11 protein-coding genes are annotated in these 12,895 nt (G+C 55.3%); 2 read left to right on the plus strand and 9 right to left on the minus strand.

What is annotated here, in order from left to right:
• Positions 1–17: 17 nt before the first annotated feature.
• The 7 genes from rbsK to K355_RS0104785 all read right to left on the minus strand — a co-directional run bounded on the left by rbsK (position 18) and on the right by K355_RS0104785 (position 6,440).
• Positions 18–941 (minus strand): ribokinase, encoded by a 924-nt coding sequence (gene rbsK / locus K355_RS0104755; protein WP_022730968.1) that lies wholly within the window; start codon positions 939–941, stop codon positions 18–20.
• Between the two features lie 152 nt (positions 942–1,093).
• Positions 1,094–2,560 (minus strand): xylulokinase, encoded by a 1,467-nt coding sequence (xylB, locus tag K355_RS0104760; protein WP_022730969.1) that lies wholly within the window; start codon positions 2,558–2,560, stop codon positions 1,094–1,096.
• Positions 2,561–2,714: 154 nt separating this feature from the next.
• Positions 2,715–3,602 carry a 3-hydroxybutyryl-CoA dehydrogenase gene (locus K355_RS0104765; protein WP_022730970.1) on the minus strand — a complete coding sequence of 296 codons (888 nt, stop codon included), beginning with the start codon at positions 3,600–3,602 and terminating at the stop codon, positions 2,715–2,717.
• A 69-nt stretch (positions 3,603–3,671) separates the two neighbouring features.
• Positions 3,672–4,607: an electron transfer flavoprotein subunit alpha/FixB family protein gene (locus K355_RS0104770; protein ID WP_022730971.1), complete on the minus strand. Its 936-nt coding sequence runs from the start codon at positions 4,605–4,607 to the stop codon at positions 3,672–3,674.
• Between the two features lie 15 nt (positions 4,608–4,622).
• Positions 4,623–5,372 carry an electron transfer flavoprotein subunit beta/FixA family protein gene (locus tag K355_RS0104775; RefSeq protein WP_028791341.1) on the minus strand — a complete coding sequence of 250 codons (750 nt, stop codon included), beginning with the start codon at positions 5,370–5,372 and terminating at the stop codon, positions 4,623–4,625.
• A gap of 241 nt (positions 5,373–5,613) precedes the next feature.
• A complete protein-coding gene (locus K355_RS0104780; protein WP_022730973.1) occupies positions 5,614–6,192 on the minus strand; it encodes a cob(I)yrinic acid a,c-diamide adenosyltransferase in 579 nt (192 codons plus the stop codon).
• A 53-nt stretch (positions 6,193–6,245) separates the two neighbouring features.
• On the minus strand, positions 6,246–6,440 hold the full coding sequence (locus tag K355_RS0104785; RefSeq protein ID WP_022730974.1) for a twin transmembrane helix small protein: 195 nt from the start codon (positions 6,438–6,440) through the stop codon (positions 6,246–6,248).
• 310 nt (positions 6,441–6,750) lie between these two features.
• Here K355_RS0104785 and K355_RS0104790 point away from each other — a divergent pair, with 310 nt between their 5' ends.
• Both K355_RS0104790 and K355_RS0104795 read left to right on the plus strand, forming a co-directional pair.
• Positions 6,751–7,455, plus strand: a complete 705-nt coding sequence (locus tag K355_RS0104790) for a glutathione S-transferase N-terminal domain-containing protein (protein ID WP_022730975.1) — start codon at positions 6,751–6,753, stop codon at positions 7,453–7,455.
• Between the two features lie 131 nt (positions 7,456–7,586).
• Positions 7,587–8,753 carry an adenosylhomocysteinase gene (locus K355_RS0104795; RefSeq protein ID WP_022730976.1) on the plus strand — a complete coding sequence of 389 codons (1,167 nt, stop codon included), beginning with the start codon at positions 7,587–7,589 and terminating at the stop codon, positions 8,751–8,753.
• 75 nt (positions 8,754–8,828) lie between these two features.
• Here the strand turns inward: K355_RS0104795 and K355_RS0104800 are convergent, their stop codons facing one another.
• Positions 8,829–10,928 carry a methyl-accepting chemotaxis protein gene (locus K355_RS0104800; protein WP_022730977.1) on the minus strand — a complete coding sequence of 700 codons (2,100 nt, stop codon included), beginning with the start codon at positions 10,926–10,928 and terminating at the stop codon, positions 8,829–8,831.
• 235 nt (positions 10,929–11,163) lie between these two features.
• A complete protein-coding gene (locus tag K355_RS0104805; protein WP_022730978.1) occupies positions 11,164–12,831 on the minus strand; it encodes an acyl-CoA dehydrogenase family protein in 1,668 nt (555 codons plus the stop codon).
• Between the last annotated feature and the right edge of the window lie 64 nt (positions 12,832–12,895).

Below are 12,895 nucleotides of genomic sequence, written 5' to 3' on the forward strand. Positions count from 1 at the left end.
CCCATAAGGCCGTGCTGCTAACTGTTTTCTTCAATCAGTGACATGACTTGGCTAAGTGTCGGGGCGGCATCGGCGGCACCGGGGCGGGTTGTTGCCAGAGCCCCGGTCGCACAGGCAAACCGAACCGCATCTGGCAGGCTTTGCCCACCGTGAAGCGCAACGGCCAGACCAGCGTTAAAGCAATCCCCGGCCGCCACGGTATCAACCGGTGACACATCAAATGGCGGCACCAGCCCGGTTTGACCGTTGGCGGAATAAAACGCACCCTTGCCGCCCATTTTAATGATCACGGTTTCCGGACCCATGTCGTGCAGTATTTTGGCCGCTTCGCGGGCGGTTGCCATGTCGTCGGGCATAATCCCGGTCATGGCATGGCATTCTGTGGTGTTCGGCGTGACGATATCAGTCAGAACCATCAGATCGCGCAGCACCACGCGATCTGGCACCGGAGCCGGATCAAGCATGATTTTGGCGTTGCCTTCGCGGGCGTATTTCATGGCGCAATCAACCGCGACCACCGGACATTCAAGCTGCAACAGCAAATATTTGCTGTCACGCAAGACATGGCGTTTGTCGTGAAGGTCAGCACGGGTCATCATCATGTTCGCACCGCCTGCGACCGTGATCATGTTTTCACCGCTGTCTTCGATTGAAATCAGCGCCGTTCCGGTTTGTGCGTCTGAGGCGACGATCAGATTGTTGGTATCAAGACCTTCGGCCTTGAGCGTTTCCAGAAGGTCACGTCCCAGAAGATCATCACCAATTTTGGAAATGAAGATCGGCGGAACTCCAAGGCGTGAGACGGCCATCGCCTGATTACAGCCTTTGCCACCGGGGCCGGTTGTGTATGCCTTGGCAAGGACGGTTTGGCCGGGCACGGGCAGGGTGGTTACACGGGCGGAAAAATCGACATTGGAACTTCCAACAACTGCAATGGTCATGTTCTATCCAAATAGAAAAATATCAATTCATTCTTTTAATATTGGGCGCATTTCAGTGCTTTAAAGAACCCGTATGCGAATTCTGTGTTTTTGCAGGCGATGGGGCATGCGCCAAATAGTATGCGGGAATGTTTTGACTGTGGTGGCGGGCGTTACGCGGGACTGAATTCCTCACGCAGGGCGGAATAAATGCGTTTAAATTTGGCAAATCGGGGCTGATAGGCGTCATGATGGGCCATGTCGGGCTCAATGACTTCGTCGATTGCCGGTTTCTGACAGACGTCCTCTACCGCCTCCTTGGTTAGGGCCAGTCGCCCCAGACGTGCCGCGCCAAATGCAGGTCCCTTTGCCGCACCTTCGTAACGGGCAAGCGGTGTTCCCATGATATTGGCAATCAGCTGTATCCAGTATCGGCTGCGTGCGCCGCCGCCAATCACACCGGGAAGGTCACAATGAGTGCCCGCGGCATGCAGACGCGATTGCGCATCGCTGAGCGCGAAGGCGACACCTTCGAGAACGGACTGAACCATCATTTCACGGGTGGTGTCACTGCCAAGGCCAAAGAACACGCCGCGTGCATAGGGATCATTATGCGGGGTGCGTTCGCCGTTGAGATAGGGCAGGAAAATCACATCTGATGGTGCACGGTGCTGATGTTCCGTGCGTGATAAAAGGGCCGAGATATCCTTTTCACCCAGAAGATTGGCCGCCCACGACAGGCAACTTGCCCCATTGAGAAGGACCGCCATCTGAAACCACTGGGCGGGGATGGCGTGGGCAAAGCTGTGCAGCAGTTCTTCGGGGCGCGGGCGGTATTTGTCTGATGCGACGAAAATCTGTGATGATGTGCCCAGCGAGATAAAGCCGTCCCCATGGCGCACGGCCCCGACACCGATGCCCCCGGTTGCGGCATCGCCACCACCACCGGCCACAATCACATCGGGTTTCATGTTCCAGCGTGCCGCGAGTTCACGGCGGATATTTCCTGTGACGTCACTGCCTTCGACCAGTTTGGGCAATTGATCCATTGAAAGGCCGCTTGCGGCAACCGCAGCGGGGTTCCAGCAGCGACTTTCTTCGTCGAGCCACAAGGTGCCTGCGGCATCTGACATTTCGGTGACTTTTTCCCCGGTCAGGCACAGGCGGATGAAATCCTTGGGCAGAAGAACGGTTTTGATTTTGGCAAAAACATCCGGTTCGTGCTTTTGCAGCCAGATCAGTTTGGGGGCGGTCATGCCCGGCATGGTCGCAACCCCGGCAGTTTGTCCAAGGTCGGGCAGGGCAGCATCAAGCTCGTCACATTCACGCTTTGCCCGTCCGTCGTTCCACAGGATGGCCGGGCGCAACGGGGCGTCATTGGCATCCAGCAGGGTCGCACCATGCATCTGACCGGAAAGGCCAATGGCACGGGTCGCGGCAAGGGCGACCGGATTTTCGGATTTGAGCTTATCAATCGACTGGCATGTGGCATCCCACCAGTCGGTCGGGTTTTGCTCGCTCCAGAACGGGTGCGGGTTGGACACCGACAATGGGACATCAGCCTCGGCAATCGTGACCGAGTTGTCATCAATCAGCAGTGCCTTGACCGCAGATGTACCGACATCAATACCGAGAAACATTTTCGGACTGCCTCCAGACGTCTTTTTCTCTTTGCCCGACTCTTTTACCAGCGCGGGTATGCTTTGACTGCATTCGAGACGTTTGCTAGTTGTAATGCAACAAAAAAGCCGCTGCAAATGTGCAGCGGCTTTAATCTTGTGACGATTAAGACCCTTATCGGGTTGGGACGGGTTCGTCACCGCTGTAATCGTAGAAACCACGTCCGGCCTTGCGACCGAGCCAGCCAGCTTCGACATATTTAACCAGAAGCGGGCAGGGGCGATACTTGGTATCGGCCAAACCATCATGGAGGACATGCATGATCGAAAGACAGGTATCCAGACCGATGAAATCGGCCAGTTGCAGCGGGCCCATCGGATGGTTTGCACCAAGGCGCAAAGCGGTATCGATCGATTGAACGTTCCCGACACCTTCATAGAGGGTGTAGATGGCTTCGTTGATCATCGGCAGCAGGATGCGGTTGACGATGAACGCCGGGAAATCTTCGGCACTTGCCGTGTCTTTGCCCAGTTTTTTGGTCAGTTCATGAATGGTGCGATAGGTGACCTCATCGGTGGCAATGCCACGGATCAGTTCGACCAGCTTCATCAGCGGCACCGGGTTCATGAAATGCATGCCCATGAACTTCGACGGGCGGTCTGTGTAGGACGCCAGACGCGTTACAGAGATCGAAGATGTGTTGGTCGCGATGATCGCTTCGGGGCCAAGAACCGGGCAAAGTGCCTTGAATATCTGTTTTTTGGTCTCTTCATTTTCGGTTGCTGCTTCGATTACCAGATCGCAGTCAGACAGGAACGTATATTCCGTTCCGGTTGAGACGCGCTTGAGCGCGTCGTCTTTTTGCGCTGCGGTAATCAGCTCTTTCTTGACCTGACGATCCATGTTCTTGCCCATCGCGACAAACGCCTTTTCGAGGGCGTCTTGCGAGATGTCGAGAAGTCGGACGTCGTAACCGGCAAGTGCGACAACATGGGCAATGCCATTGCCCATTTGTCCGGCGCCGATTACGCCAATGGTTTTAATATCTTCCAACGAAGCCATTTGTTCCCCACTCGTCCCCTTAGGGTCAAAACAATACAATCGACTGTTTTGACCCTAAATGGGATCAGTTTATTTGTCGAGTTCACTCGCCAGAGCGGGAAGGGCCTCGAACAGGTCAGCGACAAGGCCGTAATCGGCGACCGAGAAGATCGGTGCTTCTTCGTCCTTATTGATCGCTACAATGACCTTACTGTCCTTCATGCCGGCAAGGTGCTGAATAGCACCAGAAATGCCTACAGCAATGTATAGCTGCGGTGCAACAACTTTGCCGGTTTGGCCAACCTGCCAGTCATTGGGAGCGTATCCGGCATCAACTGCAGCGCGTGATGCGCCAATGGCAGCGCCCAGTTTGTCGGCAATCGGTTCGATCAGGTGGAAGTTTTCACCCGACCCCATACCGCGACCACCGGAAATAACCACACTGGCAGCCGACAGTTCGGGACGTTCCGACTCGGTCAGTTCCTGACCGACGAAGCTTGATTTACCGGCATCGGAAACCGTGGTGACGTCTTCGATGGTGGCAGAACCGCCTTCGGCAGCAACCGGATCAAAGCCCGTGGTGCGAACCGTGATCAGTTTCAGCGCATCGGATGACTGCACGGTTGCCATGGCATTACCGGCATAAATCGGACGGACAAAGGTATCGGCACTTTCGACATCGGTGATGTCGGAAATCTGTGCCACGTCCTGCAGGGCCGCAACGCGGGGCATGAAGTTTTTGCCCGAGGTTGAGGACGACACCAGAATGTGGCCGTAATCGCCCGCCAGTCCGTTGACAAGACCGGCAATGTTTTCTGCCAGGAAGTGGCCATAGGCGGCATTGTCAGCCACCAGAACCTTGGCCACACCGTCAACCTTGGCGCTCGCATCGGCAACAGAACGGCAGTTTTCGCCAGCGACGAGAATGGTGATGTCGCCACCGATTTTCTGTGCGGCGGCAACCGCATTCAGCGTGCCACCCTTCAGTTCGGTATTGTCGTGTTCGGCAATAACAAGAATGCTCATTTGGATGACCCCCGCTTATATGACTTTTGCTTCGTTGCGCAGCTTGTCGACAAGCTCGGCAACGTCAGCAACTTTGACGCCTGCCTGACGTGACGGCGGTTCCGACACTTTCAGGGTTTTCAGGCGGGGTGCCGTATCCACACCAAGATCAGCCGGGGTGAGCGTATCAAGCGGCTTTTTCTTGGCTTTCATGATGTTTGGCAGTGACGCATAGCGCGGCTCATTGAGGCGCAAGTCGGTGGTGACAATTGCCGGAAGATCAATTTTGATGGTCTCAAGACCACCATCAATCTCACGCGTGACATCAAGTTTGCCATCGGCAACGACAACCTTGGACGCAAACGTGCCCTGCGACCAATCCAGAAGAGCGGCCAGCATCTGACCTGTCTGATTGGCATCATCGTCAATCGCCTGTTTGCCAAGGATCACCAGATCCGGGCTTTCTTTGGCGACGACTTCCTTGAGCAGTTTGGCAACGGCAAGCGGCTGCAGCTCATCATCGGTTTCGACCAGAATGCCGCGATCGGCACCCATGGCAAGAGCAGTGCGGATTGTTTCCTGACACTGTTTTACGCCAAGCGACACCGCAACCACTTCGGTGGCAGTGCCAGCTTCCTTGAGGCGGACAGCCTCTTCAACGGCGATTTCGTCAAACGGGTTCATGGACATTTTGACGTTGTTCAATTCAACGCCAGACTGGTCCTGTTTGACACGGATCTTGACGTTGTAATCCACAACGCGCTTAACGGCGACAAGAACCTTCATGACAGACCTGTTCGTTTTTGTTGTCAAAACTATGGGTTTGCTGCGCTCTGCCATGGCAGATTGCGGCGAACCCCGCATGGTAATGTTTTCCCCGCGATGCACAATAGGCAGTGCATTACGGGTTGTCAATTTACGTAAAGAGGTTAACGTTAACGACAACTTCTTTACTGAATTTTTCTCGCCCTTGACTGTCTTGATACGGGACTGAGCCCGGCTTGAACAGGGGGTGTTTGCTTTTTCGTTACCGCGTCAGGCCGGGCTGCCACAGAATATCATCCTTGCCGCCATTGTTGGCGTGGCGGGCCAGAACAAACATATGGTCCGACAGGCGGTTGATATAGCGCACGGCTTCGGGATTGATAGACTCGATTCCCGCCAGTTCAACAATCAGCCGTTCGGCGCGGCGCGATACCGTGCGCGCCACATGAAGCTGTGCGGAAAGTGCCGATCCGCCGGGCAACACAAACGATTTTAACGGATCAAGGTTTTCATTGATCTGATCAATCTCGGCTTCCAGGCGTTCGGTCTGTTTGGCGGTGATGCGAAGGGCGGGTTGTTCAGGGTTTTCGTTGCTGCCGTCGCCCGGCGTGCACAGATCCGCCCCCAGATCAAACAGATCGTTCTGAATGCGCGCCAGCATGGCATCCACATTGGCATTGTCCGAGCAATGCAGCCGGGCAACCCCGATCACGGCATTGGTTTCATCCACCGTGCCATAGGCGGTGACGCGAATATCGTTTTTGGCAACGCGCGACCCGTTGCCAAGTGCGGTTTTGCCCTTGTCACCCGATTTCGTGTAGATGCGTGTCAGTTGAACCATGTGCCGTCCATTTTATGCAGGGGATGGAAGAAGGAATAAGACGTGAGGCTGCGCTATTTTCCAAGCGCCATGAAAGACAGAATAAACAAAAGCAAAAGGGCGCCGGCCTGAAGCAATACGCGCAGCTGCATCAATTTATTGGATTTTCGCGCATCGTTGCCGCGTGCCATGGAAATGATGCCCAAAACCAGCACGACCGCCACAGCCGCCATCGCGAGCAACGCGCCAATCTGAAGAAATGCAGCCATTGTTGTTTCTCCCTCGTTTCCAACTGTGATGTGTGTCGAAAACCTTGTTGTGCAATGACCTTGGCGGCGGCGTGACCCGACGTTACATCATCACAGTTATCTTAAAGGCGGCGACATGCTGCGCCAAACCGCCCGCCGGGGCAAGAGCCAGAAACACGAAAGTGGACCAAAAGGTTCTGGCAAAACGTCTGGCATTTGGAAACATTCTGCCTAAATCACAGGGATATGATGTTCGGCCTTGCTTGCAGAAGGAGCCTGAAAGCCGAATTTTTTTGTTAGATCACACCGCTATGAAAAGGATGACGTTCCAATGTCCGACCTTTCCGCATTCGATATTACCAAACGCTGGCCCGCCAAAAATCCCGATATCTTGCAGCTTTATTCGTTTCCGACGCCCAATGGGGTCAAGGTTTCGATCATGCTTGAGGAGACCGGCCTTGCCTATGAAGCCCATACCATCAAGATCGGTGAGGATGAAACCTGGACGCCGGAATTTCTGTCCTTGAACCCGAACGGCAAAATTCCGGCAATTGTTGATCCCGATGGTCCGGGCGGCAAGCCGCTTGGCCTGTTTGAATCCGGGGCGATTTTGCAATATCTGGCCGAGAAAACCGGCAAGTTTTTGCCCGCCGATCCGGCAAAGCGGATTGAGACCCTGCAATGGGTTTATTTCCAGATGGCCGGGCTTGGCCCGATCTTTGGTCAACTTGGGTTCTTCCATAAATTTGCCGGTAAGGATTTTGAGGATAAACGCCCGCGCGACCGCTATGTGAATGAGTCGAAACGGTTGCTGGGCGTGCTTGAAACCCGCCTTGCCGGGCGTGACTGGATCATGGGCGATGACTATACCATTGCCGACATCGCAACACTTGGCTGGGTGCGGAACCTGATCGGATTTTATGGCGCCGGGGAACTGGTGGAATTTGATAAATTGGTCAATGTCCCGATCTGGCTGGAACGCGGATTGGCGCGGCCTGCGGTTCAGCGCGGGCTTGATATCCCGCCACGCCCATAGATCAGCGGCCTATGCCAATCGTGGTTTAAATTGAAGTTTGACCGAATGGTCAGAAATGCTTTCCATTCGGTCAGGCTGGCATTAACGTCCGGCGAGATGATTCGCCCCACGACGTTAAGAGACCAGCCCATATGACCAGTCGCATTAAAGACCCGGCCCTTGCCACGCAGATCACCGACGAAACCCTTGCCTGGCGGGAAGTTATCTGCCCGGTAACGGCAAAATACGGAAATTATGTCGCCAAACGTGATTTGCGCGACAAAACCATCGTCAGTTTCCAGCATGTTCTGGAAGATACCATCCCGACACTTTTGCCGTTTGTCAAAGCCGGGGCCAAGGTCAAGGTCGGGGCGTGCAATCCCGATAGTACCGATGATGTCGCCGCGGCCTATTTGGCGGCCAACGGGGTTGAGGTGCATGCGTTTTCGGGCATGACGCCAGATGAATATGCCAAAAGCATCGATATCCTGTCGTCCGAGCCCGCCGACATTGTTGCGGATATGGGCGGGGAGTTGATCGAGGCGTTTGTTCAAAAGGGCCAGAAGGTCGATGGCGCGCTTGAGGCGACCACCACCGGCGTTCACCGGGTGGAGAAACTTGAGTATGCCTTCCCGGTGTTTAACTGGAACGATATCGCGATCAAGGACCGCCTGCATAACCGCCATCATGTGGCACAGGAAATGTGGCCGGTGTTTTCCAATGTGACGGGATTGGCGCTGTATGGTCGGTCGGTTCTGGTGATCGGGTTTGGTCCGGTGGGGCGCGGTGTTGCCGAGCGTGCGCGTAATCTGGGTGCTGTGGTATCGGTTGCCGAACGTGATCCGGTCCGTGCGCTTGAGGCCCAGCATCACGGATGCCGGGTTGTGGCGCTTGAAGACGGCTTAAAAGAAAGTGCGATCATTGTTACCGCGACGGGGCTTTCGGGCATTCTGGGCGAAAAACAGATCAAAATGGCCCGCCGTGGGGCGGTTCTGGTCAATGTCGGGCATTCCAACACCGAGATTGATGTCGCGTGGCTCGATACCCAGAAACAGACCAAAATGCGCCGCTATATCGAGCGGTTCGAGCTTGATAACAGCCGCGAGGTTTATCTTCTTAATCGCGGCAGTTTGTTGAATCTTGCACCGGGCATGGGCGGATCGGGCAAGGATCTGTTTGATCCGTTTTCCGCCATCCTTATTCGCGGCATTGACTGGCTGGCATCGGGTGGGGCGGCATCGTTCAAGCCGGGGTTCTATGCGTATCCGGGCGAAATCGAACGTGAAATCGCCGAGGCGATCCTGCATTCACACAGCTAAGTTCCGATGACAGCAGAACGCACAACACCCCGGCGATGACCGGGGTGTTTTTTTGTGCGGATTTTGACGATCCGGTCAGGCGCGATAGCCAATGCGCAGATTGCCCCATTGTTCGCCGTTTACCATGATCGGCACGTCGCATTCCTTCATGAAGACGACGCTGTCGCCCATATCGCGGAAATAGGTTTGCAGAAGATGGGGTTTGGTATTGCGCGCCGCCATCAAACCGGCCCGGTCATCAAAGATGCGCCGGTTGCGACAGTTGCCCATGTTCCAGGCCGGTTCGCCGGGACGTTGGGGCTGACTGTAAATCTTGTTGTGGGTCGGAAGATAGCCGTTGAAATCGACCCCGGCGGCAAAGACGATGTGCTTGTCCTTTTCAAGGACGGCTTCCTGAAGCGGGGTGAAGTTGTGGTCGGTAAACGCGATATAGGGCGTCATGAACTGTTTGGGGTCGCTGCCCGCAATTGATTCGTAACGCGGACTGAACAGATCGTCGTGCTCGACTTCCTTGTTGCGAAGTCCTGTTTCAAGAACCTTGCCGAGTTCACCGGCCAGTTTCATCCCGATATCGGCGATCTTGCCGTCATGTTCGTGGGTCTTACGCAGATGGTCGAGAATGACCTCATAGGCCTGATCGTCGACTTCGGTGAACTGAACATGGGTCCCAAGGTTTGAGACGGCCTTGACAATCCCATGCAGAACCGTGCCATCGACCATGGTGATGATGATTGGTTTGGCCCGGTCCTTTTCACTGGCGTCAATACGTGCCAGCAGTCCGGAAGGTGACATGTCCGCCGTCACCCCGCTTCGGACATCGCCGCCACCAAAATCAACCTTGATGTCGACGGCAATCGGGGCGCGTTCTTCGTTGCGGCGGTTGGTGTTATCGGCACTGCGCAAGACACCGCGGAAACGGCTTTCCATTTCGTTGATGTCGTTGCGGATGTTGGAGGCCAGAATGCGCAGGTTTTCGGCGGTTTCACTGGCATTTTGGGATTTGTCACTGGCCAGTGCGATGTCGCTTGAAATCCCCTGCATGTGGGTCGAGACTTCCTGCGCGCTCGATGAAATCTCGGCAATCGCGGCAGTTTGTTGTTCAACCGATGCGGAAATATCTGATGAAAGCTGGCTGACTTCGTCAATCGCGCCACCGATGCCCTCAATCGCGGTCACGGCCTCAGACGTTGCCCCCTGAATGGCGGTGATTTGCGAATTGATGTCGAGGATGGCTTTTTCGGTCTGGGTTGCGAGGTTTTTCACCTCGTTGGCAACCACGGCAAAACCCTTGCCAGCATCGCCGGCACGCGCGGCCTCGATGGTGGCGTTCAGGGCCAGCATCTTGGTCTGATCGGAAATGCGTTTGACGATATCAACAACCTTGCCGATCTCGCTTGCGGTGTCTGACAGGCTGTTCATCGTCTGCGATGTTTCGCGCGCGCGGGTTACGGCCTGACCGGCAATGTCATTGGTTTTGTGAATGCGGTCGGCGATTTCATGGCTGGATGCCTGAAGTTCTTCGGTCGCGGATGCCACGGTTGAGACATTGTTGCTGGCGATTGCGGTGGTTGAGGTGATCCGTTCGACCAGATTGGAAAGGTCGTTGGCATCGTTTTCCATGGCTTGCGCCACGTCGTTGGTTCGGCCTGCCTGAAAACCGACTTCGGAAATGATATTGTCGGTTTCACGTTCGATGATTTCGGACATCGACTGGACTTCGGATGCCGAACGGCGCTGCATTTTCTTTGCCTGAATGGCGGACATCAGGCTTGCCATATCGGCCATCAAAAGGCATTGGGCCGCATCGATGAAGGCAGGGGTGTTGCGTGTGCGTTTTGTGCCCGAGGCCAGTGACGCACAGCTTGCCGCTGTGGTGTGATAGGCCTGCACCAGACGGTCGGGCGAAATATCGGTTGCGGCGTCGGCGAGCAGGTGCTCATCGAAACACTGGTTAAACGCGCTGGCAGAAGTGGCATTGGCCATGGCGCGGAAACGATTGGCAAGACCGTCAACAAAGCTTCGCGGATCGCCGGGATCGGCGCTGCTTTGGCCGGTGCCAAACAATTGGCCAATCAAGCCTTCTGCCAGTTGGGTGGCATGTTGCTCAAAAAGGTCCTTTGTTTCACCTATGCGCGCATAGATTGTGTTTTTAGACGTTGCAGAGGCGTGATTCATTTTTACGTCTCTCCCTTTTCCCCTAGCGGCGCATTGGCCGGTTTTGCGCAGATTCTTGATACTCTGCGTTCATGTCTTTGAAGTCTACCACTACCCGTCGGGGGACGAGATATCATACTTTAGGTTGATACGAAAAAGTGGCCCGTCAAGACTGACGGGCCAAGTTTGCCCTCGTTGGTTACAGGGGCCACGGTTCGAGATGTAAATTTGTGTCAGGTTTCAATCTGTTAGCGGGTCAGCGGCCCAGAATGCCGCGGGTCACGACCTGTGCCTGAATTTCAGCAGCGCCTTCGAAAATATTCAAAATACGGGCATCACAGAGAACCCGGCTGATCTGATATTCCAGCGCATAGCCGTTGCCGCCGTGAATCTGAAGCGCATTGTCGGCATTTGACCACGCGACGCGTGCGCCCAGAAGCTTTGCCATGCCCGCCTCAATGTCGCAGCGGATATCCTGATCCTTTTCAAGGGCCGAGAAATAGGTCAACTGACGGGCAATCATGGTTTCCACGACCATCCATGCGACCTTGCCATACACACGCGGGAAGGCATAAAGCGGTTTGGAAAACTGCACCCGGTCCTTGGCATAGCGCATGCCGATTTCAAGCGCGTTCTGGGCAACACCAACCGCACGGGCGGCGGTTTGAATGCGCGCAGACTCGAACGTTGCCATCAGTTGCTTGAACCCCTGTCCTTCGTCGCCGCCCAGAAGGTTTTCACTGGGTACCTCGAACCCGTCAAACGACAGTTCGTATTCTTTCATCCCGCGATAGCCAAGAACCTCAATCTCGCCGCCGGACATGCCGTTGGCTGGGAAGGGATCATTGTCCGTACCGCGTGGTTTTTCCGCCAAAAGCATCGAAAGCCCGCGATAGCCAGCTTCATCCGGGTTGGTGCGCGCCAAAAGCGTCATCAGGTCAGACCGGGCAGCATGGGTGATCCAGGTTTTGTTGCCGGTGACCTTGTATGTGTCGCCATCCTTGACGGCACGGGTGCGCAGATGGGCCAGATCGGAACCATTGTTTGGTTCGGTGAAAACAGCGGTGGGCAGGATTTCACCCGATGCCAGTTTGGGCAGGTAATGTTGTTTTTGTGCGTCCGTCCCGCCAAGGCGGATCAGTTCGGCGGCAATTTCCGACCGGGTGCCGAGCGATCCGACCCCGATATAGCCACGCGACAGTTCCTCGGTCACGACGCACATGGCGGTTTTGCCCATGCCAAGTCCGCCGAATTCTTCGGGGATGGTCAGGCCAAACACGCCGAGTTCGGACATCTCATTGACGATCTCAATCGGGATCAACTCATCGCGTTCGTGCCAGCCGTGGGCATGGGGGGTGACCTTTTCATCGACAAAGCGGCGGAACTGGTTGCGCACCATATCAAGCGTTTCGTCTTCAAGGCCGGTTTCACCGAACTGGCCGGTATCAAGGCTGTCTTGAATTTCATGGGCAATAGCGCGCCGCGTGGCATCCGAGTTGCCATGTGTCGCCAACATCTTAACCGATGGGTTGGAGGTGAATGCCGTAATGACATCGGCGGGAACGCCAAGGGTCGAAAGGCGGATAAATTCGCCCTGCGACATGGCAATGCCGCCTGAAATCTGGGCCAGATATTCGCCAAAGGCGGCTTGCAGGATAAGCTGTTCAAGTGTGCCGTATTTGCCCTGTGTATTCAGCCGTTCTGACCATGCCTTCATTTGCTGAAGGGCGGTGACATAGGTTGTGAACCAGGCAAAACCATGGGCGGCAAACTGATGTTCATCAAAGGCGGCGGCATCAACCTTGCCATCGATGGTAACCGCCGCACGCAGGGCATTTTCGGCTGCATCATACACAGGTGCCAGTGCCGACACGGCGTCGTCACACAGACGGTTCAAATCAGCAAGCAGGGCGGTATCGGTCATGGTTCTGGTCCTCGGATCGGCAATCATGTGGGGCGATTGCACAACATAATTAGGTATCGGAGCT

It is taken from the genome of Thalassospira lucentensis MCCC 1A00383 = DSM 14000, assembly GCF_000421265.1.
GTDB classification, from domain to species: Bacteria; Pseudomonadota; Alphaproteobacteria; order Rhodospirillales; family Thalassospiraceae; genus Thalassospira; species Thalassospira lucentensis.

What these genes read in the sequence shown, in the direction of transcription:
- K355_RS0104765 (WP_022730970.1), bottom strand. Translation starts at nt 3,602, where the DNA reads ATGGCTTCGTTGGAAGATATTAAAACCATTGGCGTAATCGGCGCCGGA.
- K355_RS0104800 (WP_022730977.1), bottom strand. Translation starts at nt 10,928, where the DNA reads ATGAATCACGCCTCTGCAACGTCTAAAAACACAATCTATGCGCGCATA.
- K355_RS0104770 (WP_022730971.1), bottom strand. Translation starts at nt 4,607, where the DNA reads ATGAGCATTCTTGTTATTGCCGAACACGACAATACCGAACTGAAGGGT.
- K355_RS0104805 (WP_022730978.1), bottom strand. Translation starts at nt 12,831, where the DNA reads ATGACCGATACCGCCCTGCTTGCTGATTTGAACCGTCTGTGTGACGAC.
- K355_RS0104790 (WP_022730975.1), top strand. Translation starts at nt 6,751, where the DNA reads ATGTCCGACCTTTCCGCATTCGATATTACCAAACGCTGGCCCGCCAAA.
- K355_RS0104785 (WP_022730974.1), bottom strand. Translation starts at nt 6,440, where the DNA reads ATGGCTGCATTTCTTCAGATTGGCGCGTTGCTCGCGATGGCGGCTGTG.
- K355_RS0104780 (WP_022730973.1), bottom strand. Translation starts at nt 6,192, where the DNA reads ATGGTTCAACTGACACGCATCTACACGAAATCGGGTGACAAGGGCAAA.
- xylB (WP_022730969.1), bottom strand. Translation starts at nt 2,560, where the DNA reads ATGTTTCTCGGTATTGATGTCGGTACATCTGCGGTCAAGGCACTGCTG.
- K355_RS0104795 (WP_022730976.1), top strand. Translation starts at nt 7,587, where the DNA reads ATGACCAGTCGCATTAAAGACCCGGCCCTTGCCACGCAGATCACCGAC.
- K355_RS0104775 (WP_028791341.1), bottom strand. Translation starts at nt 5,372, where the DNA reads ATGAAGGTTCTTGTCGCCGTTAAGCGCGTTGTGGATTACAACGTCAAG.
- rbsK (WP_022730968.1), bottom strand. Translation starts at nt 941, where the DNA reads ATGACCATTGCAGTTGTTGGAAGTTCCAATGTCGATTTTTCCGCCCGT.